The sequence below is a fragment of the Acutalibacter caecimuris genome (assembly GCF_034335085.1).
Taxonomy (GTDB): Bacteria; Bacillota; Clostridia; order Oscillospirales; family Acutalibacteraceae; genus Acutalibacter; species Acutalibacter caecimuris.
Genome location: NZ_JAWXXJ010000004.1, coordinates 66,992 through 87,861 on the forward strand (window position 1 = coordinate 66,992; position 20,870 = coordinate 87,861).

21 protein-coding genes and 2 pseudogenes are annotated in these 20,870 nt (G+C 47.8%); 14 read left to right on the forward strand and 9 right to left on the reverse strand.

Features of this window, described 5'->3' with window-relative positions; translation table 11 throughout:
* Positions 1-190: 190 nt before the first annotated feature.
* A complete protein-coding gene (gene guaA / locus U8U01_RS03705) occupies positions 191-1,717 on the forward strand; it encodes a glutamine-hydrolyzing GMP synthase (protein WP_322170799.1) in 1,527 nt (508 codons plus the stop codon).
* Between the two features lie 137 nt (positions 1,718-1,854).
* On the opposite strand, the gene U8U01_RS03710 is transcribed toward guaA, so the two are convergent.
* Positions 1,855-2,385 carry a helix-turn-helix domain-containing protein gene (locus U8U01_RS03710; protein ID WP_322170552.1) on the reverse strand — a complete coding sequence of 177 codons (531 nt, stop codon included), beginning with the start codon at positions 2,383-2,385 and terminating at the stop codon, positions 1,855-1,857.
* A gap of 317 nt (positions 2,386-2,702) precedes the next feature.
* Here U8U01_RS03710 and U8U01_RS03715 point away from each other — a divergent pair, with 317 nt between their 5' ends.
* Both U8U01_RS03715 and U8U01_RS03720 read left to right on the forward strand, forming a co-directional pair.
* Positions 2,703-2,906, forward strand: a complete 204-nt coding sequence (locus U8U01_RS03715) for a helix-turn-helix domain-containing protein (RefSeq protein WP_255202708.1) — start codon at positions 2,703-2,705, stop codon at positions 2,904-2,906.
* Positions 2,893-3,882, forward strand: coding sequence for a site-specific integrase (locus tag U8U01_RS03720; protein WP_322170555.1), 990 nt, complete (start codon positions 2,893-2,895; stop codon positions 3,880-3,882). The genes U8U01_RS03715 and U8U01_RS03720 overlap by 14 nt, the downstream gene beginning before the upstream one ends.
* A gap of 23 nt (positions 3,883-3,905) precedes the next feature.
* On the opposite strand, the gene U8U01_RS03725 is transcribed toward U8U01_RS03720, so the two are convergent.
* The 8 genes from U8U01_RS03725 to U8U01_RS03760 all read right to left on the reverse strand — a co-directional run bounded on the left by U8U01_RS03725 (position 3,906) and on the right by U8U01_RS03760 (position 12,281).
* The gene (locus U8U01_RS03725; RefSeq protein WP_322170557.1) at positions 3,906-5,450 is read right to left on the reverse strand and encodes a recombinase family protein; all 1,545 of its coding nucleotides are present in this window, start codon (positions 5,448-5,450) and stop codon (positions 3,906-3,908) included.
* Positions 5,432-5,809: a hypothetical protein gene (locus U8U01_RS03730; RefSeq protein ID WP_322170560.1), complete on the reverse strand. Its 378-nt coding sequence runs from the start codon at positions 5,807-5,809 to the stop codon at positions 5,432-5,434. The genes U8U01_RS03725 and U8U01_RS03730 overlap by 19 nt, the downstream gene beginning before the upstream one ends.
* 8 nt (positions 5,810-5,817) lie before the next feature.
* The gene (locus U8U01_RS03735; RefSeq protein ID WP_367575596.1) at positions 5,818-6,708 is read right to left on the reverse strand and encodes a SpaA isopeptide-forming pilin-related protein; all 891 of its coding nucleotides are present in this window, start codon (positions 6,706-6,708) and stop codon (positions 5,818-5,820) included.
* Positions 6,709-6,723: 15 nt separating this feature from the next.
* Positions 6,724-7,338 carry a helix-turn-helix domain-containing protein gene (locus U8U01_RS03740; protein ID WP_322170563.1) on the reverse strand — a complete coding sequence of 205 codons (615 nt, stop codon included), beginning with the start codon at positions 7,336-7,338 and terminating at the stop codon, positions 6,724-6,726.
* A gap of 29 nt (positions 7,339-7,367) precedes the next feature.
* Complete coding sequence (locus tag U8U01_RS03745; RefSeq protein ID WP_437124383.1) at positions 7,368-7,718, reverse strand: DUF5720 family protein; 351 nt, start codon at positions 7,716-7,718, stop codon at positions 7,368-7,370.
* Between the two features lie 690 nt (positions 7,719-8,408).
* Complete coding sequence (locus U8U01_RS03750; RefSeq protein ID WP_322170569.1) at positions 8,409-10,973, reverse strand: S8 family serine peptidase; 2,565 nt, start codon at positions 10,971-10,973, stop codon at positions 8,409-8,411.
* Positions 10,974-10,995: 22 nt separating this feature from the next.
* A complete protein-coding gene (locus U8U01_RS03755; protein WP_322170572.1) occupies positions 10,996-11,979 on the reverse strand; it encodes an AAA family ATPase in 984 nt (327 codons plus the stop codon).
* A gap of 59 nt (positions 11,980-12,038) precedes the next feature.
* Positions 12,039-12,281 carry a single-stranded DNA-binding protein gene (locus U8U01_RS03760; protein WP_120486504.1) on the reverse strand — a complete coding sequence of 81 codons (243 nt, stop codon included), beginning with the start codon at positions 12,279-12,281 and terminating at the stop codon, positions 12,039-12,041.
* Between the two features lie 331 nt (positions 12,282-12,612).
* On the opposite strand from U8U01_RS03760, the pseudogene U8U01_RS03765 reads away from it, so the two are divergent.
* The 11 genes and pseudogenes from U8U01_RS03765 to mutM form a co-directional block, all read left to right on the forward strand.
* Positions 12,613-12,777, forward strand: a pseudogene (locus U8U01_RS03765) (site-specific integrase); the annotation flags it as partial.
* 2 nt (positions 12,778-12,779) lie between these two features.
* Positions 12,780-13,112 (forward strand): plasmid mobilization protein, encoded by a 333-nt coding sequence (locus tag U8U01_RS03770; protein ID WP_322170802.1) that lies wholly within the window; start codon positions 12,780-12,782, stop codon positions 13,110-13,112.
* 124 nt (positions 13,113-13,236) lie between these two features.
* A pseudogene (locus U8U01_RS03775) lies at positions 13,237-14,183 on the forward strand (helicase RepA family protein).
* A 57-nt stretch (positions 14,184-14,240) separates the two neighbouring features.
* On the forward strand, positions 14,241-15,209 hold the full coding sequence (locus tag U8U01_RS03780; protein ID WP_496196405.1) for a ParB/RepB/Spo0J family partition protein: 969 nt from the start codon (positions 14,241-14,243) through the stop codon (positions 15,207-15,209).
* 208 nt (positions 15,210-15,417) lie between these two features.
* Positions 15,418-16,617 carry a plasmid recombination protein gene (locus tag U8U01_RS03785; protein ID WP_322170581.1) on the forward strand — a complete coding sequence of 400 codons (1,200 nt, stop codon included), beginning with the start codon at positions 15,418-15,420 and terminating at the stop codon, positions 16,615-16,617.
* A 119-nt stretch (positions 16,618-16,736) separates the two neighbouring features.
* Positions 16,737-17,111 carry a TnpV protein gene (locus U8U01_RS03790; protein WP_322170584.1) on the forward strand — a complete coding sequence of 125 codons (375 nt, stop codon included), beginning with the start codon at positions 16,737-16,739 and terminating at the stop codon, positions 17,109-17,111.
* Positions 17,112-17,256: 145 nt separating this feature from the next.
* Entirely contained in the window at positions 17,257-17,736 is a 480-nt protein-coding gene (locus tag U8U01_RS03795) for a MarR family winged helix-turn-helix transcriptional regulator (protein ID WP_322170586.1), read from the forward strand.
* Positions 17,714-18,313, forward strand: a complete 600-nt coding sequence (locus U8U01_RS03800; protein ID WP_322170588.1) for a nitroreductase family protein — start codon at positions 17,714-17,716, stop codon at positions 18,311-18,313. Before U8U01_RS03795 ends, U8U01_RS03800 begins: the two co-directional genes overlap by 23 nt.
* Positions 18,314-18,332: 19 nt before the next feature.
* On the forward strand, positions 18,333-18,944 hold the full coding sequence (locus U8U01_RS03805; RefSeq protein WP_322170591.1) for a nitroreductase family protein: 612 nt from the start codon (positions 18,333-18,335) through the stop codon (positions 18,942-18,944).
* A 2-nt stretch (positions 18,945-18,946) separates the two neighbouring features.
* Positions 18,947-19,861, forward strand: a complete 915-nt coding sequence (locus tag U8U01_RS03810) for a radical SAM mobile pair protein B (RefSeq protein ID WP_322170594.1) — start codon at positions 18,947-18,949, stop codon at positions 19,859-19,861.
* Positions 19,839-20,663, forward strand: a complete 825-nt coding sequence (gene mutM / locus U8U01_RS03815) for a bifunctional DNA-formamidopyrimidine glycosylase/DNA-(apurinic or apyrimidinic site) lyase (protein ID WP_322170597.1) — start codon at positions 19,839-19,841, stop codon at positions 20,661-20,663. Before U8U01_RS03810 ends, mutM begins: the two co-directional genes overlap by 23 nt.
* Positions 20,664-20,870 lie beyond the last annotated feature (207 nt).

The following is a 20,870-nucleotide window of genomic DNA, read 5'->3' on the forward strand; positions in this document are numbered from 1 at the left end:
GCGCGCATAAAAGTTTTGTCCACTTTTTCAAAAGTGGTGGGGATTCCCAAGGGGCAACGCCCCTTGGGCCGCCGGAGGCAAACCGCCGGAGGCAAGCCGGGGGAGGCAAAAAGGAAGTTGCATTTAGAGGGGGGATGTGGTATACTAAATTTATCTATTTTTAGCGAAAGGTCGTGTAGAAATGGCAGCTTTGACCCACGAGGCAGTGGTGGTGCTGGACTTTGGGGGGCAGTACGCCCAACTGATCGCCCGGCGGGTACGGGACCTGAAGGTATACTGTGAGATAAAGCCCTACTGGACGGACCCGCAGGCGCTGCGGGGGTACAAGGGGATCATCTTTACGGGGGGGCCGGGGTCGGTTTACGCCCCGGACGCGCCCCTATGCGGGCCGGAGATTTTTGCGCTGGGGGTGCCGGTGCTGGGCATTTGCTACGGGGCGCAGGTGATGGCCCATGTGCTGGGGGGGCAAGTGGCCCCTACCGGCGCGCCGGAGTTCGGCAAGACCGCCACGGAGTTTGCGGCGGGTTCCCGGCTGTTTGCGGGGGTGCCGGCCAGCGTGACCTGGATGAGCCACAACGACGCGGTGAGCCGGCTGCCCCAGGGGTTTGCGCCCAGCGCCCACAGCGCCCACTGCCCCATTGCGGCCATGGAGGACGGGGACCGGGGGCTGTACGCGGTGCAGTTCCACCCGGAGGTGGCCCACACGGAGCAGGGCAACCAGATGCTGCACAACTTCCTGTACCCCATATGCGGGTGTAAGGGGGACTGGGAGATGGGGTCTTTTGCCCAGGACGAGGTGGCCAGGCTGCGGGAGAGCATCGGCGGCAAAAAGGTGCTTTGCGGGCTTTCCGGCGGGGTGGATTCCTCGGTGGCGGCCATGCTGGTACATAAGGCCGTTGGGAAGAATTTGACCTGCATTTTTGTGGACCACGGGCTGTTGCGCAAGGACGAGGGCGATTTGGTTGAGCGGGTGTTCAAGCAGGAATTTGACATGAACATTATACGGGTGAACGCCGGGCCGCGGTTTTTCGGCAAGTTGCAGGGCGTTACCGACCCGGAGCGCAAGCGGAAGATCATCGGCGAGGAATTTATACGGGTGTTTGAGGAAGAGGCCAGGAAGATCGGCCAATGCGACCTGCTGTGCCAGGGGACCATTTACCCGGATGTGGTGGAGAGCGGCAGCGGCCAGGCGGCGGTGATTAAATCGCACCACAATGTAGGCGGGCTGCCAGCGGACATGGGCTTTACGGGCCTGGTGGAGCCCCTGCGGGACCTGTTTAAGGACGAGGTGCGCCGGGTGGGGATGGAACTGGGCATACCCGAAGCGCTGGTGTGGCGGCAGCCTTTCCCGGGGCCGGGGCTGGCGGTACGGTTGATTGGCGAGGTGACGCCGGAGCGGGCGGCGCTGTTGCAGGAGGCGGACGCGATCTTCCGGGAGGAAGTGGCCCGGGCCGGGCTGGAGCGGGAGATTGGCCAATACTTTGCCGTGCTGACCGGCACCCGCAGCGTAGGCGTGATGGGCGACGGCCGCAGCTATGGGGAAACCGTGGCCCTGCGGGCGGTGAACACCACGGACTTTATGACCGCCGACTGGGCCCAGCTACCCTATGAACTGCTGGGGCGGGTTTCCAACCGGATTGTTAATGAGGTGCCGGGGGTGACGCGGGTGGTGTATGATATTACCAGTAAGCCGCCGGCGACGATTGAGTGGGAGTGATTTCATTAGACTAAAATCTCCCGGAAATGCTAGGGTTTTAGCCTACTGATAGCCCTTGTGGCAACGATTTGGCAACATTTTTCATTATCCAAAGAGTAAAGAGCTAACTGATTTGTGGTCAGTTAGCTCTTTTGCTTTTACCGTTTCGGGTGTTTCTTTCTGAACTCCTTTACGAATTCATCGGAAATACTTTTGGGAATCGTCTTTATCCAGTGCCGTGTGGTATCAAACTCAGGGTATCTATAGCGCCACCTGTCATATTCATCTTTTGTAATTTCCCCGGCCTTCAGCTTTGTGGCCTGCTCTGCCCAGGCTTTGAGCATACTGTGGATATTTTTAGCAAAAATTCCTTGCGTCGGGTCAATATGGAAAGAAAAATCCCCCTCCTGCTCCTCGATTGTCAGTCCATAGCGGTCCTCCAACGTAAACAGCGTGTGCATTAGGCCGATGTAGCTGTCAATATCGGGCACAGATATAGCCTGCGGGGATACGTCCAAAATATATGCAAGGGACTCGGTCATGTCCTCCTTTGGAACTCTTGTTTCTGATTCGTACTGGGATATCCGCACATCGGCTGAATTTTCCGGAAAGCCTACGGCCTGCCCCAGGTATTTCATCGTCATTCCACGTCTGTTTCGGAAGAAACGGATTCTTTCACCGGTTGCCATATTTTTCGCTCCAATCTTTATCGTTGGGATAATGCAAGTATAGCATACTAGTTTAAGCTAGTCAAGACAAAAAAGTTTAGAATTTTTCAATTATCCTCTTGACATCCGCTAAACTTAAAAGTATAATATAGGCTATATAAGCCAATTTGCTTAGACAAGTGAATGACCGTCTGGATGCGCGAAACCGTCACGACCTCCCATCTGGGAGCGAGCGCCCCACAAAGGACAGCACAGCGCCCACAGAAATGTGAGGAGTGCCTGCTGGAACGTGTCCAGGTCAAACGGCGGCAATAACACTATAAAGGAGAAGTGATATTTTGGAGAATAGCTTTATGCGTGTGGACGATGTGGCAAAAGAACTGGGTGTGTCCAAGTCTTATGCCTATAAGATTGTACAACGGCTCAACGCCGAACTGCGAGAGCAAGGTTACCTGACAATTTCTGGTCGGGTCAACCGCAAGTATTTCATGGAAAAGCTCTGCTATGGCGGGGCGGAAAGGAGCGGCGATGGCGGTCTATAAAGAGAACAAAACCAATACCTGGCGGGTGATCTACCGCTACACTGACTGGAACGGTGAGCGCAAGCAGACTCAAAAGCGTGGCTTTAAGACAAAGCGGGAGGCTCAGGCTTGGGAACGGGAGCAACTTAACAAGACCTCTTCTGACCTCGACATGACGTTCAAGAGCTTTGTAGAAAATTACACTGCTGATATGCAGACCCGGCTAAAGGCAAACACCTGGGCCACTAAGGAGCATATTATCCGTACCAAGCTGATTCCCTACTTTGGCAAGCTGAAGATGTGTAATATCACCGCCCAGCAGATTATCACTTGGCAAAATGAAATGCTAAATCACAAGGATGAAGATGGTAAGTCCTACTCGCCAGTATATCTCAAGACGGTACACAATCAGCTTAGCGCCATCTTTAACCATGCTGTGCGGTACTATAATCTGCGAGAGAACCCTTGTCAAAAGGCTGGCAGCATGGGAAAGAAGAAAAACCGGGAGATGCTGTTCTGGACGAAAGAGGAGTATTTGAAATTTGCAGAGGCCATGATGGATAAGCCTATGTCCTTCTATGCCTTTGAAATGCTCTACTGGTGTGGTATTCGAGAGGGTGAACTGCTGGTGCTAACTCCTCCTGACTTTGATTTTGAAAAGCATACCGTTACCATCAGTAAATCCTATCAACGGCTGAATGGACACGACCTTATTACCACGCCTAAGACCGAAAAAAGCAATCGGATGATTGTTATGCCGGACTTCTTGGTTGATGAAATCAAGGAGTATCTTAGCTTGCTGTACGATGTCGGTGAGGATGATAGGATGTTCCCGGTCACTAAAAGCTATCTGTACCGGGAAATGGAGCGTGGCTGCAAAGAAACCGGCGTAAAACGGATTAGGGTGCATGATATCCGTCACCCGTATGTCAAGCCCACGACAAAAAAATTACAACTTTTTTTGAGGATTTCCGGGCAGCCGCATAGCTGCCCGTAGTTGCTTAATACGGTATTCATGGCTCACGCCTCCTTTCCTGGTTCGCTTATTCCTAAGAAATCCTGTGTCACATATTCAATCTCGATCCGGTCTCCCGGAAAGATATAGACCTTACTGATAAGCCTGTCAATCAGGGCTTGCGTCAGTGTGTCGGCGCTGCCTACTTCCTGAACGATCTCACGCTGTTTCAGCTTTGCTTCATAATCGCTCTGTATCTGCCTGGTCTGTGCGGTAATGGCGGCATGGACATTCCTTGCTTGCACCAGTTCCGCATCATATACCGCCTTGCGCTCCTGATAGGTTTCCAGGTCAATCTCTCCAAGTGCATACTGTTCATAAAGCTGCCGTTTGCTGTCCTGAATAGAGCGCAGCTTTTCTTCGTGCTCGGCCTGCTGGACCGTCTGCAAATTCAGCTTATCCTTGCTGCTGTCAATCCCCAGCGCCGGACACATCTGTGCCCGGATTGTTTCAAGGACCGCCTGCTCCAGATCAGCCATTTTCACTCGCACCCCATGGCAGGGGAGGGTTTCTGCCACTTCGGAGTGACGGCAGTAAAACCACGTTCCATTTCTAAGTGACATAGCATGGTCGCAGCATCCGCAGAATACTTTCCCGCGGAGAAGGTAGTCGCGCCGTTTTTTATTCGGAAGGGAGAAACGCCTGATCGAAGCGTTGGCTTTCTCAAACAGCTCCATGCTTACGATTGCCGGGTGGTGGTCCGGTATTTTGAACCATTCGCTTTCATCCTTTAGCTTCATGCGGCGGCTGCCGATTTCCTGTACCTTACGCTTGCCGATCACATAGGTGCCGATATACCGCTGGTCCTCCAGCATCCGCAGGACCGCCCCGCTGCTCCAGACGCCGTGTGTCCTGGACACATTATAATGGTCTTTCCCTTTATCCCTCCGGTATTCCCCAGGTGTAGGGATATTCATGGCATACAGTTTCCGCGTGATCTCGGCAGCCGTATTGCCGTCAGCCGCCCATTCAAATATCTGCCGTACAATCCCTGCAACGTCCTCGTCCGGCTCCATGCGCCCGTCCGCGCTCTTGCGGTAGCCATAGGGACAGATAACGCTCTGGTACTCGCCCCGGCGCATCTTTGCATATTTGGCGCTTTTCGTTTTCATGGACATATCCCGGCTGTAACATTCGCTGATAAGATACTTAAAGGCAACGTCAATCCCTCCGGTATCTCCTTTGAAATTGGCGGTGTCAAAATCGTCACTGACGGAGATAAACCGGGTATGGTAGAGCGGAAATACCCGCTCTATGAAATAGCCGGTCTCAATGCTGTTGCGCCCAAACCGGGAGAGGTCTTTTACGATGATACAGTCGATCTTCCCGGCCTGGACCATCGTCAAAAGCTCCTGTACCGCAGGGCGCTCAAAATTCGTACCCGTATGGCCGTTATCAACAAATTCCAGGACCTCGCCGTCATCCCATTCCGGCAGCGACATAGCCTTTTCCCGGAGGATCAGCTTTTGGTTGGGAATACTCAAACTCTCGGTCTTAAAGTCCTCCACGGACAGGCGGATATAAAGGGCGATTACATATTTTTTGTGCATGGTTCCACCGCCTTTCCCTGGAATTCACTCTTGAAACGGAAAGTTACATGGATATTCCGCTCATGGTCGATTTCGATCCGCTCAATCAGCCGGTCAATCAGTTCTGCCGTAAGCGCGTGGTCCTGCGCCAGTGACTTTGCATCCTTTTCCATTGACCGGTAGCGCACAAGCCGGCTGTCCAGGGCGTCCATATCCTTTTCCAGCGCCTCAATCTCGCCGGACAGTGTGCCGATGGATTCCTCATAAGCTGTTTTCAGTTCAAAGTATTCCTCATTTGTTAAGATACCCTGGACGAAGTTCTCATACAGGCCGCGGATTAGCCGGCGTTTCTTTTCGGTTTCCTGCCGCCTGGCCGACATCTGGGTTTTCAGCCTGTCTTTGTCCTTTTTCTGTTTTGCCTCCAGCTGAAAGAGGGGGAGGGACATTCCCAGGGCAACAGACAGCTCTTTTTCCAGAATAGCTGTGACCGTGGCGATAAGCTCCGTTCCCCGGTAAATTCCTCGGTATCAGGCTTAAATAGTCCCATGACCGCACCGGCCAGCTCCACATCTTCGCCGCCCTCCGGGTTTTCGCCGACTTTCACGCCGTCCACACGCCCGCGCAGCAGGTCATTGGGAACCGCCCCGCCCTCATTTACAAGAATCTGCACCAGCGCCGCCTCCTGGCCGGCATACTCAAAGATAACCGGGTATTCGGTATCAGGGAGGATATAAGCGCTGTTTGTGGTGCGTTCCTTTACATAGTAGCTGCCAAAAGGCAGGTCGGAGGCAAAGGAAGCGCCATAGCCGCCCGCCTCATTTGCGGAAACGGAAACCACCTCCAAAAGCCCGCCTGCCGGGATCACGCTGCCGTCAAGGGCCGTCAGGTCTGCGGAAGCATACAGCCCGAAAGAAATATCTTTGTATTCCTCATTCATGCCGAGTCCGAACAGCCCGTCCGTTTCCAGCGCTTTGAGCAGGCTTACATCCACCTTCTGGCGCTCGTCATAGAGGCCGGCCGCGGCCTGCGTCACTTCCACGGTTTCCCCCGCATAAGTAAGCTCCGCGTATTCCGGCTGGGTGTTTAAGACCATCCCCTCCGGCGCCTGGCGTTCCTCCAGACGGTAGCGGCCCAGGTACAAAAGCCCGCTCTGTGCCGTTCCATCTTCCCCGGTGGTAAGGGTCTCCACGACGGCATCCTTTGCCGCCCTGAGCGTACCATCGCCGGTATAAATATCTTCATCCGCGATCACGTCATAGACTGCGCCCGGAAGCCCCATGACCTCATGGTACGGTTAGGGGAATCCTGTGCTGCCGTATTGCTGTCTCCGTGGCCGGCAGATATACTCAATATTTTCTTTAATGATCTCGCGGTAGGCGTCTGTCAGCTCTATCCGATCCATCCTATCCGGGCGGCCTGCCGCCTCCGGCTCTGCCGGATAGATTGATTGATGGGTCCTTGATATATCCGTTTTTGATTTTTTAGTCCTTAGTGGATTAGTATTTAATTGTGCGGGATTTTCCTGTCCAGGTTCGGCCTGTTCAGGTTTTGCCTGTCCTGGATTTACCTGTCTTGGATTTTCCCGTTTAGGTGAGTACTCCTGTTTTTCAGCATTTACAGGCTTTTCATGGATCGTATACTCAATGTCTCCGAGCTGTCCGTTCCCATAGCGGAGGCGCTGCCTGGTGAGATACCCGTGCCGCTCCAGCTCTTTCAGGGCGGTAGTGATCGAATCCACGCCGTCCTTACAGATATGGGCGAGCCCCTTTGTGGTATAATCCCAATCTTCCGGCAGCGACAGCATGAGCGAGAGGAGCCCCTTTGCCTTTAAGGACAGTTCCGTATTGCGCAGATGGTGGTTGCACATGATTGTGAAGTCCTTTGTTTTTTCTACCCGGAATACAGCCATTTCAAAGCCTCCTTTCTCCGGTTATCCTGTTACAAGACGCGGTCCCTGCGGTCATAATGGAGATGCCCGTCTGAGACCTTCGCATGGTTTTTCAGTTTGACTTCGCCCCGCTCCTGGCTGTCTAAAAATTTCTGATAGCCGGCATCCGTAAGGAACAGGCGAATCCTATCGCCCTTATCGCCGACAGGAGAATTATAAGACAGCACGTTGAAGATGATCATGTGCCGTACATCTGGGGCAAAGCGTTCCAGGGCCATGATGTCATGCCCTTTCAATTTTTCCGCGCCGGATCGCTGCCTGGCCTCCGCAATCTTTTCCCCAATCGTCCGGGGCGGGTAGGGCAGGAGGTAATTCTTCTGAATATCCCGCACGATGTCCATGCACTCGTCATCCGTCAGGACGCGCAGCTTTGCCATCAGACTTTCCGCTGCCTTCCGCTGTTCAGGGTCCTTTGTGTACCGGGCAGCCATGTGGAGCTCGTTCAGGACTTTGTATTGATAGTCGCCCTCAACCTGAAACAGTAGCCGTTTTTCCATTTCGTTTAATTCCATGTGGATCTCCTTTCTCTTGAAAATGGGTATAAAAAAAGGGCGCCCACCTATAAAAGTGAAACGCCCACGGCAACCAGCGGTCAGGCAATACACCGGACCGCTGGCACTATTAAATTTTGTCGTTAATGAAACAGCCTCCTTTTTTCGATATTTTTCTCGCCATGTTTCAACTTGGAAAAGGAATTGAATAAATGACGGCAAACGCTCAAACCCCTTGAAAATAAAGGCTTTTTCCGTTTGTCGTTATTATACCGTAACGGCATTCCCACGCCAGTATTTTTCATTCATTTTAAAGGTGTTTTTCGTTACTTTCGCTACTTATTAGACCCAAATTTGAAATATTTTTATGATTTTTCTTTCAAATTAAGTTAAAATATTGCCAAATACTCTTTTGTCGTCAGCTTTATGTAAGCGAGTAAGCTTTTGCTAAAATCATGAAATCGTTTTTCTCCAAGTTTAGCATTTTGTAACATACAAAAGAGGGTTATACAATCGTTAATTTGTACAACCCTCCGTCCTTTACCTTTTGTTGTTGCCGATATTGCCAGACATTTCAACCTCAATTTCATTATTCTCAATAGCCAATTCAATCTCTGTTCTTATTGGTTCGTAAATAGGAATATCTTGATTAATTGCCTCAAAACTAACCGCAAGAGTATATTTTGCTTTAAATAGACCACCCCAACCCTTGTGCCCTATAACCGCAATACAAAAAGCATCACTCAATTGATTGGATTTTATTATACACCAATCCTTTTGCAAGGTACTATTTTTACGGGAATATTTATCAGCCATCCCACGATTCGTAGCTTCTCCAATTACCCAATTGAAATCTCCATCATCTTCAATGACCGAACCAGTTTCAAAAATGCGCCGTGCAAATACTTCTGCTTTCTCTCCAATTCTGCTGCACTGCCAATTTAACCATGTCGATAAATAACCCTTTATATATCGGCGTGTACGTCTAGGATTTGCCGCATAAGAAAGTGTTACTTCAACTAAAATATCATAATCCTCACCGACTCTGGATAGTTCTTCTGGTATCGGAATACGAAAAATATGTGCATCATCGTCCCCTAACTCTAAAAGGGATGGCGTTATCAAAGTTACTCGATAATCATCATTATGAGTGGCTCGATCAACATCTGGAATACCATATCCTATTTGGCGTAAGGTAGAAATGCATTCCTCTTTGCTAAGTTCACTGATTTGCTTAGGCCATCGTGCTGATTGTGCGATAAGAGCCCTATATAGCAATGCAGGAGAGTCGGGCAAAATTTTTTCAATTTGTGATGCAATATAAGTAACCTTTGGCACTGCAAAGGACGTACCAATATCATCAGATGAAAAAGCCGGACCTTCTGGTGATTTCCGAATTAATTCAGGACACACCTCTGGTGGTGTTGTAAGTTGTGGTGGAATGCTCCCTTTATTATACACATGTGTACCACCATATTCTACCACTTCTGGTTTTAAAACGTCCCAAATACCTGGCCCAGAACGAGAAAAGGAGGACGCTTCCATCTTCTTTCCTAATGCAATAAGATCATCAGTTTCAAAATCAGTTGCTGACACGGAACCAACCGTAAGTGCTTGTAAACTTTGGGCAGGATTAGATATTCTACATAATTCTCTATCCAAGTACATTGGATAAGGATAACCTGCTTGCCAATAAGCGGATATTATATCCGGTGAAATATTTCCTGCTGCTTGAATAAACAAAACATCATTTTCATAAGATTCGCTATCAATTGTAGCGGCCCAAGAAGTCATATGTTTCATTTCACAAGATTTATTGCTACCTATAGAATGATTAAATATTTTTGATGGAACAGTATTTTCATTATGATATTTTTGAACTGCCATTGATATTGTCTTAGGCGGATATACACTTTCAGGCATACTATTATTTTCATCTAAGACTCGCATATTGCGAATCCAACAAGGTAAATAGTAAGTGCCTTCTGTTGGAATTGCTTGAGGATATAAAACTGCACCAGCTACTCTTGTTCCATGTCCGCCTCCGCTGACTTCATCATTCGTACTTACATTTTCAGGAATAACACATATTGATTCATTATTAACAATGGCAGGAGCTAAGTATTTATGTGCTTCTTGTATTCCACTATCCAATACACATATAACAGGCGCGGATGTAGCAGGAGATTCAATATGCAGATTTTCTGTAAAATCCTCATAGTCAGCACAACTTTCTCCCATATTTATTTCTTCGCTTTCTGAAACTTCAAAAATGTATGCAAAATTCAAGACTAAATCATATAAGCATTTACCAGAGATTTTTAAACGTGCTGAAAAACTATCTGGCAAATTCGACACACCCTGAGAACCATCAGCAAGTTCTATAATTTCTCCATAATAATCAGTGATAAAATTTTCTAAAACTTCTTCGCGCTCCATTTTAAGTTCATCCCATGCCATATAAGCATCATTAAACTTTTTTATCCAGCGTTGTTCACGAATTGCATAGTGTTCATCAGTTTCATCTTCCTCACGGGCAGGACGTTTAGGAAGCTCAGTATTGCCACAACAACTAATGCCAACATCAATTGTATAAATATTATCTGGCAAAATGGTAGACCACTTTTCAAAAAGTTCTGGTGATAATACTCTTTTTAATCTATCGTTATCTTCGCAAAGAGCATAAATTTTAGCTGGTGAATTACATTTTGCCGTTATATTTGCAATAAAAGCATCAACTTTTTTATTTAGAATAGAGAAATCTACATCGTCGCTCGCAACAATAATAAAACCATCTTCTATTTCACATACAATTTCAAAACCTAAACCACGTAAAAAATCTATATTTGTAGATGGGTCAATTTCTAATAAGATAGGAACTCCCATTTCTATTTCGGGTAGTTCTCTGTCTATACGGTCTAAGCGACGTTCTTTCCAAAAACGAGATAATTCGGTTGAACGACGTTTCATGTAACCACCATGTACAATACGATTTTCCTTATTCTGCAATGTTTTATCCGAAGTAGGAGCTCTACCGCGTAATTTGGGTTTCCCAGAAAATAAAAGTGGTAGCGGAAGATGATCAAACATATTATTTTCAGCCATTCATAACCCTCCCTAGTATGCTCTAAAATTTAGAGCTTTCTTCAATTGCTTTAGTAAAATGATCTTTATCCACTTTTTTACATCCAGCTAAAACACCAATTTTAGCAGCTCGCTGTGCTGTTAAAACGATATTAGCAGCAGAATATCCTTCTAGTTGCTCTGAAATGCTCGTCAAATCTACTTTTGGAGAAACTGGTATGGCAGATAGTGTCATTTCCAATAATCGTTTTCGTTCTTCGCTACCCGGAATAGGCATTTCAATAACGTCGTCAAAACGCCGAAAAAGCGCTTCATCAAGCGATACTTTTAGATTTGTTGTAGCTAAAACCAAACCTGGGGCATCATATTCGTCAAGCAAAGTCAAAAGCATATTAACAATTCGTGGTACTTCTCCAACATCTTGTGTTGTGACGCGAGACTTTGCTATAAAATCACATTCATCAAGCAGCAAAACAACGGGTTCATTTTTGCAATACTCAAATATCACTCTTAAGTTTGAAGCCGATTCTCCAAAATATGATGAAAGCAATGAATCAAAACGAACTTTCAACAATGGCAATCCCAAATTCCAAGCAATTCTCTCTGCGCTTAATGTTTTTCCACATCCTGGCGGTCCATAAAGAAGAATTTTTTTCTTTGGTACAAGATTATATTTTTTTAGCCTTTCACGGGCAACATACTCTTGCTCAATTGATAATAACCTATCTTCAACATTTTCAGGTAAAACCATATGGTGTTTCAAGTGCTCTCTTGATATATAGGAAACCAATTGCGAATTTGTTCGTTTACTTTTGGGTAAAGAAGATAAACCGCTTTCTGTTTTCTTACTATCGAATAATGTGTATTTGGGTTTTTCAGTAACAGAGATTTTCTCTAAAGCATCTGCAAGTACATTATGTCCTAGTTTTCGTTCTTCTTGTATGATTGTATTGGCAATTTTCTTTAAAGATATTATGTCCTCTGTAAAGATAGCCTTAAATAATCTTTTAAATAACTCTGCTTTCATTATAAATACCTTCCTCCCAGCGGGTTTTCACTGATTTTCTATTTGGCAACTTATAAAAATCACTGATTATTACATACTCTATACTTTTGCTGCTTAGAAGAAGTTTTCTCAATGGGATGTAAATAGGTTCTTGATGAATTTACGTAATTTAGAAACAATGTACCTAATAGCAATCTGTCGCCGCGTGATATTCTGTTCCATTCATACCCCTTAAAAAGATCTTTTAGCAAAAAAACCTCATTATTATTTAAATTCAGTGTTTCACTTATGGCTTGTTCCAAAAGGTCATTTACAGTTTTCATTTTATCCTCCTTGTTGTCAACAACAGAATAAACAACATTGTTTATAGTATAGCAGATTTTCATCAATATTCAAGAGGCTAAATACATAAATCATCTGTATGTCCGTAAAAAGGGCACCCACCTGTAAAAGTGAAACCCTCAAGGCAACCAGCGGTCAGGCAATACACCGGACCGCTGGCGTTATTAAATTTTGTCGTTAATGAAACAGCCTCCTTTTTTCGATATTTTTCTCGTCAGATTTCAACTTGGAAAAGGAATTGAATAAATGACGGCAAACGCTCAAACCCCTTGAAAATCAAGGCTTTTTCCGTTTGTCGTTATTATACCGTAACGGCATAGTGCCGTATCTCTGCTGATTGACATGGGTTTCTCTGCAACCGCTATTGCCGATAGAGTTGGGCATGAAAGCATTGATATTACCTATAGTTATGCTCATCTGTTCCCCTCAAAGCAAACGGAGATGGCCGAGACACTGAATATGGAAAGAGGTGTTTGATTATATCCGCTAAGAACATGGACAGCCAGGGCCGCTGGCGTAATAAGACAGTCGCTTTCCGGGTATCGCCGGAGGAAGATGCACAGCTAGAGCGCTTTGTACGGCTCTCTGGCCTCACTAAGCAGGATTATATCACTAGGCGGCTCTTATGCCAGGACGTGGTCGTACAAGGCAATCCAAGGGTCTACAAGGCCCTGCGCGACCAGCTTGCCGCTGTATTGAACGAACTAGGGCGCATTGCCAATAGCAGCACCGTGGACACTGATCTGCTGGACACCATCAACATGATAGCCGCCATTATGGGCGGCATGAAGGAGGAATCGAATGAGCAATGAAAAAGAAAAGACTGTCTGTAATCCGCTTGTTGGCGCAAGTGGTAGACAGTCAATCCAATCAACTGAGGTTAGTATACCTCATTCCCGGCAAAATTGCAATAGCAAAATTCTTGAAACTAAGTCCATGGCTGAGATTTACGATACCGTGTACCTTAGCAAGCCTCCGCTGATTGATGGACTGCTCTCCCCCGGCACCTATCTATTTGCCGGAGCGCCCAAACTTGGTAAAAGCTTTCTCATGGCTCAGATGGCTTATCATATCAGCATGGGGTTGGATATGTGGGGCTTTTCAGTACGGCAGGCACAGTGCTGTATCTGGCCCTAGAGGGCGATTACCACCGCCTGCAGGAACGGTTATATCGAATGTTCAGGACAGACAGTACGGATAATCTGCACTTTGCAATAAAGGCCGCTGACATCGAAAACGGGCTGGACGAGCAGCTAGAGAGCTTTATGCGTCAGCACCCGGACACTAGCTTAATCATCATTGATACGCTCCAAAAGATTCGGGAAGTCGGCGGCGAGAAATATAGCTACGCCAACGACTATGAAATCATTGCTCGGATGAAAGAATTTGCTGACAAACATTCTATCTGCCTCCTGCTGGTACATCACACCCGCAAACAAACTGCTGATGATAAGTTTGATATGATTTCTGGCACTACCGGTTTACTAGGTGCTGCTGATGGAGCGTTCCTCTTGCAAAAGAAAAAACGCACCAGTAATGCGGCTACTCTAGAGGTATCAGGCCGCGATCAGCCTGACCAAAAGCTGTATATCAGCCGCACCCCGGAAACGCTGCAATGGGAGTTAGAAGATATTGAAACTGATATGTGGCAGGAGCCACCTGACCCGCTGCTTAATTTGGTACAAAGGCTTGTTACTACCGGCAATCCTATATGGAGCGGAACCGCCACGGAGCTTGCCGTAGCGCTCCAGCTTGATATCACCCCAATTGCGCTGGCTATGAGGCTCAACGTCCGGGCCGGAAAACTGATGAACGATTACCACATTCACTACCAGAACACTCGCACTCATGCAGGCAGGGTTATCACACTCACACTAATTTAGCAGCTTGCGTGACGACTGTGACAACCGTGACGACCTTATTATGACCGGGGTGGTCTTATACAGGTCGTCACGCAGACCGGAAAGGAGAATGCTATGAAGATTAAAATTGACGAGGTTAGAATCAACTCGGGGCGGCGTGAAGCCAGGGTTGACAATGTGCAGGAACTGGCTAAAAGCATTGCGGAGATCGGCTTGCTCAACCCCGTTACAGTTACTGCTGACAACATTTTGATTGCTGGCCGCCACCGGCTAGAGGCGGCTAGATTACTGGGCTGGACAGAGATTGAATGTACCGTATGCGAAGTTGATGGCCTGTTGGCAGAGTTGGCAGAAATCGACGAGAACATGGTGCGGACTAACCTGTCCCCCATCGAATTTGGGGACTTACTGCTAAAGCGCAAGCAGATTTACGAAACGCTTCACCCGGAAACCCGCCAGGGTATGCGCAACGGTCAGACTTCTAAAAACGACAATTTGTCGGTTTTAGAAACCAGGTCATTTACCCAAGACACCGCGGACAAGTTAGGCGTTAGTCCGCGAACCGTTGAGCGGCAAGTCCAGATAGCAAAAAATCTCACGCCAGAGACTAAGGAAATTCTCCAGTCCTCCGGTAAGAAAATCACAAAAAGAGATGCGCTCAATCTTTCCCGCTTAGAGCCGGAGCAACAGGAGAAAGCAGCTCAGGAAATGAGCGATATGGAGAAATGCCTGAACAAGTATCGTAAGCCTCCCGCGCCATACTCCATTGGCGGCAAGCACTTTGACAGCATGGAGGAATCCATCGCTGACCTCAAGAATCCTAACAAGGACGCAAGCTACACGGCAGGGACACTGCTTGCCGCTATGGACGGATTTATAGACCATTTCCACTGGAACTTTTCTTGGTACTCGAGCCCAGAGTGCACCGTGGCTTTTCCATTGATCAATCAGGAACAGTTTGACTACATCAGCGAAAGGTTCGAAGATGTCTGTGGAGAGATTCATGAGATGCTGCAAGTGCTGGAAACGGCTATATCAGAGAAGTAGGTTAGCCCTTGCCCTTCAGCAGGGTTGTAGGGGGATGCAATCCCCCTGCCCCTCGGAGGAGCCTGTGGGCTCTGACGAGCCCACGGCACTTTGCAGCCCAGCACATGAATGTGCGGGATGAAAGTGTCATAGTGGGTTATTACACTTCCGCAGGAAGTGCCAGCGCCCGCCGTAAGCCTGCGGGAAACATTTGGAAGGAGGTATGCCTATGGCAAGAGGGGACGGGATTGACCGTACCAATGTTAGGAATATGCGGCTGACCGCCGCCAAAATTATGAACACGCAAAGGCACAATGAACGTGAAAAGGATTCGTATGTGAATCAGGATATTGTACCTGAAATGAGCCAGTACAACGTGCATTTCAAGCGTCCATCTGGCAGTTATGCAGAGATGTTTGAACAGCTTGAAAGGGACAAAATCATCTCCACCAGAGGGCTGAAAGAGGATGCTTTCACCTTCGGAGAGTTGATTTTTGATGTGAACTCAGCTTACTTTTACAATCATGGCGGCTATGAATTTGCAAAACAATTTTATCACGATGCGTATAAAAGTGCAATAGAAATTGTGGGCGGAGAGCAATATATTTTGTCTGCGGTTATGCACGCTGACGAACGGAATCGGGCTATGTCAGAAAGTCTGGGCGAGGATATATACCACTATCACCTGCACGTTGTATACGTCCCCGTGGTAGAAAAGCAGGTACTTTGGACTAAGCGGTGCAAGGATAAATCGCTGGTGGGGACGGTCAAGGAAACTATTATGCAGGTCAGTATGAGTAAAAAATGGGTATCTAAGCCAGCGGTTGACGAAATGTCCGGCAAGCCGATAGTGGGCAAAAATGGTAAGCCTGTGCTAAAGAAATCGTATAGCATTTTGCAGGATGATTTCTTCCAGACTATGCAGAGAGCAGGGTATACAGACTTGCAAAGAGGTGAGCGGGGCAGTTCTGAGGAGCATTTGACAGTCACACAATTCAAAGTCAAGCAGGAAAATGAACGGCTGCGGCAGGCCCAGGAATTGTCCTCTGCCCATCTAGCTGCGGCAGAGGAGTATCGTAGGCGCAAGGCTGACATGGAACAAAAGGCGCAGTCGGCACAGCGAAAATTGGATGAAATCGCGCCACAGGTTGACGATTTTGAGTTGTGGGCGCAGCAGTTTTCCGGCGAGTTGGACACAGTTTTGCCGGAGGTTAAAGGGCTGGAACCGGCAAAATCATACCGGGAAAAGAAGGCTAAACCGCTTTTGGCAAAGGTGATTGACGTGCTGAAGGCGCTATATCGAGAATTCCTGGCATTGAAGAACCGGTATTTCGCTTTGGAGAAACAGTATCATCGGGTTGTGGATGAGAAAAATCATTTGAGTAATGCTCTGACAAGAGCCAAAGCAGAAACCCACGTTTTTCATTAAAGATGCTGATGATTTTCAGCGGATAAAGCGGGCTTTGGGGCCAGAAAATGTTGAAGAGGCATTACAAATTGATAGACAAAATCAAACCCAAATCTATAATCAGGAAAGGTGATCGCGACATGGAACAATCTATCTTTGAAAAATTCGGTGGTACATATTTGCACCTTGGTAACTGCCTTCTACCAAATCTAATGCCTGATGAAAGCGAAAACCCATCAATAGGATTGTGGGCTCGGAGGCATTTGCAGTACCTAAAGGAGTACCGCCCTGTCCTTTACAACAGTTCGGTGCTAAGTGGTAGGTTGAACAGTTACTTAGCAGATATTGAACAGCAGGCTAAGGAGCGGCTGGAAGTTATCGTCCAGCCGGCAGTAATCACTCAAGGTATTACGGAAGAATTAAAAGCTGCTGACCCTTTATCTTGGGTGGGAAAGATGAACAATATCAGATGTGCGGCAGAGGAAATTGTAACCGCTGAAATCATATGTGGATAAGAAATACCCGGGTACTCTGGTCTTTGTTGGCCATGTATCCGGGGGATTTTACATTTTTACTTGACATAGTAGAGTATTGCGTGATATCATATAGTCAAATAGTAGACTTTCCAATATCAGATTATTAAAGAAAAGGAGGCGTTATATGAACCGTGAAGAAGCTCGGGCGTATGTCAATCAATACTGTCATTTGCGGGATGTGCAATATGCAGCTTATGAACTATACGCAAGAAAGCACTGTTTGACATCAAAGGAATTATTTGTACTGGATATTATTTGGTTTGCCCCGGACGGATGTTTGCAGTCTGAAATTTGCGAACGGCTATCTGCCACAAAACAGACCGTCAGCGCCATTATCAAAAAATTCTGGAAAATGGGTTATCTGTCCCTGACCGAGTCGGAAACTGACCGGCGCAATAAAATCGTCCGCTTTACCGAGGCTGGCATGAAGTACACCAGGAAAATCATTCCCCCTGCCGCCAGCGCGGAGGTAGATGCTATGGCGGAATTGAGCGGCGAGGATATTGCTGAGCTGGTACGGATCACCACGCTTTTTTCCAACCAAATGCTAAAAAAATTCAACGAAATCAAGGAGGCTGATGATGGAATTTTACCAAGTAATTGATAGCAGGCGCAGTATTCGCCAATTTGAGGATAAGGAAATCCCAAAAGAGGTATTGGAGCGGATTTTGGATGCCGGACTGAAAGCGCCATCCTCCAACCATCAGCGGCGGTGGGAGCTGGTGACGCTGACGGACAAAACCATCATTCACGACCTTGCTCAAATCGTCCGCCCCTATCCCTGCCGCATCACGGAACCCAAAACGCCCCAGCAGGAGATGTTTAAGATTGCCTATCCCCGCCAGCGCACCATGATTGAGGAATGTGCGTGTGTCATCCTGCCATTTTTCAAGCAGAAATATCCAATGACCGAGGACAAGAACGGTTATGGCCTGATGGACTACGGCGCAACGTGGGCACTGGTGGAAAATATGCTCCTTGCCGCAACTGCGGAGGGGCTGGGGTCTGTGGTGCATATCCCCGTCAAGAAAGAACCGGAGCAAATCAAGGAATTTATGAAAATCCCGGATGGCTGGTATCTTCCCACGCTGGTCATTCTCGGATACGCAAGCCCCAACGCCGAAGTGCCGTCCCAAGTAAAAGCAACTGTGGAGAACAAAGTCCACTGGAATAAGTGGTAAGCGTAAAAAGGGAAAAGACATGGATTTTAACGAAGTTACCAACAAGAGAAGAACCAGCCGGGAGTGGACGGACAGAGAAGTTGATTTTGAATTCATCAAGCGTATTATCGAGGCCGGTATGAAAGCACCCTCCTGGGACCACTATCGCAACTGGCAGTTTATTGTTCTCCACACAAAAGAAGAAAAAGAGAACGCCTTCCGCTATGCAAAGTTTATCGCTGACAGGTTCGATTTGAGCAGATACGAGGGCAAGAAACTGAATTTGGCGCAGGAGATGTACGCCTACGCCATGCCCCGGCAGTATACCATGCTGGTGGATTGTCCCTATGTGATTGTTCCTCTGTTCAAATGCTCCAAACTCAACGCTGAATGGGTCAGCAAGCTGAACCCTCTCACTACCGCGTGGTGTGTGGCCGAAAATATCATGCTAGCCGTTGTCAACGAGGGCCTGGGCTACTCTCTGCGTATTCCGCTCAACAAGGAACACAACATTGTGTTGGAAAAGCTGGGTGTTCCGGCTGGCTGGATGACCCCTTGCTTTATCGGCATTGGCTACCCGAAAGAGGACGAACGGATTTTGGAGCAGTACGACACCAAACCTGACAAGCATATTCACCTGGGAGCGTGGTAAGCATGGACACCCCAATCATCCAAGAAATCGAGGTCAAAAGTGTTCTTTCCAAGTCCAATCTCCCCGTGTGCGAGTATTCGGTCAATCCCTATGTGGGATGCTCCCACGCCTGCCAATACTGCTATGCCAGCTTTATGAAACGCTTTACCAACCACCCGGAACCCTGGGGGGATTTTCTGGATGTAAAATACTGGCCGATAATTAAGAACCCCCAAAAGTATACTGGCAAGGAATTGTTCATCGGCTCTGTGACTGACCCGTACAATTCCCAGGAGGAAATCTATGGGCGGACACGGGCCTTGTTGACCCAACTGCAAGGGAGCGGCGCAAAAATCAGTATCGCCACCAAGTCCGATTTGATTTTGCGTGACCTGGAATTGATAAAAAGTTTTCCTAACGCCCGTGTGTCCTGGTCTATTAACACGCTGGATGAAACTTTCCGTGAGGATATGGACAAGGCCGTTTCCATCCAGCGGCAGCTGGCGGCGATGGAGGCATTTCACAAGGCGGGTGTGCGGACTACCTGTTTCATTTCTCCGATTTTTCCCGGAATTACGGATGCAAAGGCAATCATCCAACGGGCGAGGACACAGCGCAATTTGATTTGGCTGGAAAATCTCAACCTCCGGGGTGGGTATAAAACCGTTATCATGGACTATATTCAAAGAAAGCACCCTGACCTGTTGCCGTTGTATCAGGAAATCTATACAAAAAACGACCGTCGCTATTGGGAACTGCTGGATGGAGAATTGAAAGCCTGGGCCGCCGAAATTGGCCTGGATTATGTGACCAATGACGACAGCATGAGCCGCCCCTTTGAGGCCCCGCCCATCATTGTGAATTTCTTTTATCATAGCGAGATCAAAAAGTCTGCCAGAAAGGACGGTGAACGCCATGCCAGAACTACCGGAGGTTGAAACAATCAGGCGGGTGCTGAAACCGCAAATAAAAGGCTTGACAATTACAGAGGTGACTGTGAACCGCCTGGAAGTGATCGGGCATCCCGCAGAGGAGGAATTTTGCCAAGTCCTCATGGGGCAGACGATCTGCGCCATGACCCGCAGAGGGAAATTTTTAAGTGTACTGCTGGACAGCGGCGACTATTTTACGCTGCATCTGCGAATGACCGGCTGCCTCCTGCTCACCCCCGCCGACTGCCCGGCGGAAAAGCATACTCACATCGTTTTCCATTTGAGCAGCGGCGATGAACTGCGGTTTTCCGATACCCGCCGTTTTGGGCGGTTTTGGCTATTTCGCAAGGGAGAGTGCGATACATACAGCGGCATGGATAAGCTGGGGCTGGAACCCTTTGACGCTGGCCTGACCGCCGACTATCTGCAACAGCATTTTGGAAAGAGGAAAAAAGCGGTCAAGGAATGTCTGTTAGACCAAAGCGTGATTGCTGGCATCGGCAATATCTATTCCGATGAAATTCTATTTGCCGAAAAAATCCATCCGGCCCGTCCTGCCAATAGTCTTTCCAAAACGGAGTGGGAACGTCTTGCCGCCGTTGTCTCGGAACGGCTGGCCTACTTCATCGAAAAGAACGCTCTCACCCCGGAGGAATATCTGGAAAGCAAGGGACAGGACTACCGCAATACGCCGTTCCTCCAGGTCTACGGACGTGGCGGGGAACCTTGCCCTAACTGCGGAGCCGCACTTTGCCGCATGACCATTGGAGGCAGGAGTAGCGTGTTTTGTGCTACTTGTCAACAATAAAAATAGGACCTTGCAAAACAAGGACATGAGGCGTATAATATAATCAAATGGTTATCGTTGATGTGCTAGCACTCACTGCTAGCCAAATGATAGCAAAAAGTCAAATACCATATAGGATATGGATAATTGGCAACAAACAGAATCAAATAGAGTTAAATCTTCAATAACAAAAGAGTTTAGAATTAACTTCTGTTTGGCGAGTGGGAA

Bases quoted from the DNA above. Each gene is read 5' to 3' on its own strand.
- U8U01_RS03795 (WP_322170586.1), top strand. From the start codon at position 17,257: ATGAACCGTGAAGAAGCTCGGGCGTATGTCAATCAATACTGTCATTTG.
- U8U01_RS03720 (WP_322170555.1), top strand. From the start codon at position 2,893: ATGGCGGTCTATAAAGAGAACAAAACCAATACCTGGCGGGTGATCTAC.
- U8U01_RS03785 (WP_322170581.1), top strand. From the start codon at position 15,418: ATGGCAAGAGGGGACGGGATTGACCGTACCAATGTTAGGAATATGCGG.
- mutM (WP_322170597.1), top strand. From the start codon at position 19,839: ATGCCAGAACTACCGGAGGTTGAAACAATCAGGCGGGTGCTGAAACCG.
- U8U01_RS03735 (WP_367575596.1), bottom strand. From the start codon at position 6,708: ATGGGGCTTCCGGGCGCAGTCTATGACGTGATCGCGGATGAAGATATT.
- U8U01_RS03725 (WP_322170557.1), bottom strand. From the start codon at position 5,450: ATGCACAAAAAATATGTAATCGCCCTTTATATCCGCCTGTCCGTGGAG.
- U8U01_RS03745 (WP_437124383.1), bottom strand. From the start codon at position 7,718: ATGGACATCGTGCGGGATATTCAGAAGAATTACCTCCTGCCCTACCCG.
- U8U01_RS03810 (WP_322170594.1), top strand. From the start codon at position 18,947: ATGGACACCCCAATCATCCAAGAAATCGAGGTCAAAAGTGTTCTTTCC.
- U8U01_RS03755 (WP_322170572.1), bottom strand. From the start codon at position 11,979: ATGAAAGCAGAGTTATTTAAAAGATTATTTAAGGCTATCTTTACAGAG.
- U8U01_RS03805 (WP_322170591.1), top strand. From the start codon at position 18,333: ATGGATTTTAACGAAGTTACCAACAAGAGAAGAACCAGCCGGGAGTGG.
- U8U01_RS03710 (WP_322170552.1), bottom strand. From the start codon at position 2,385: ATGGCAACCGGTGAAAGAATCCGTTTCTTCCGAAACAGACGTGGAATG.
- U8U01_RS03740 (WP_322170563.1), bottom strand. From the start codon at position 7,338: ATGGCTGTATTCCGGGTAGAAAAAACAAAGGACTTCACAATCATGTGC.
- U8U01_RS03800 (WP_322170588.1), top strand. From the start codon at position 17,714: ATGGAATTTTACCAAGTAATTGATAGCAGGCGCAGTATTCGCCAATTT.
- U8U01_RS03750 (WP_322170569.1), bottom strand. From the start codon at position 10,973: ATGGCTGAAAATAATATGTTTGATCATCTTCCGCTACCACTTTTATTT.
- U8U01_RS03760 (WP_120486504.1), bottom strand. From the start codon at position 12,281: ATGAAAACTGTAAATGACCTTTTGGAACAAGCCATAAGTGAAACACTG.
- U8U01_RS03730 (WP_322170560.1), bottom strand. From the start codon at position 5,809: ATGTCGGCCAGGCGGCAGGAAACCGAAAAGAAACGCCGGCTAATCCGC.
- U8U01_RS03790 (WP_322170584.1), top strand. From the start codon at position 16,737: ATGGAACAATCTATCTTTGAAAAATTCGGTGGTACATATTTGCACCTT.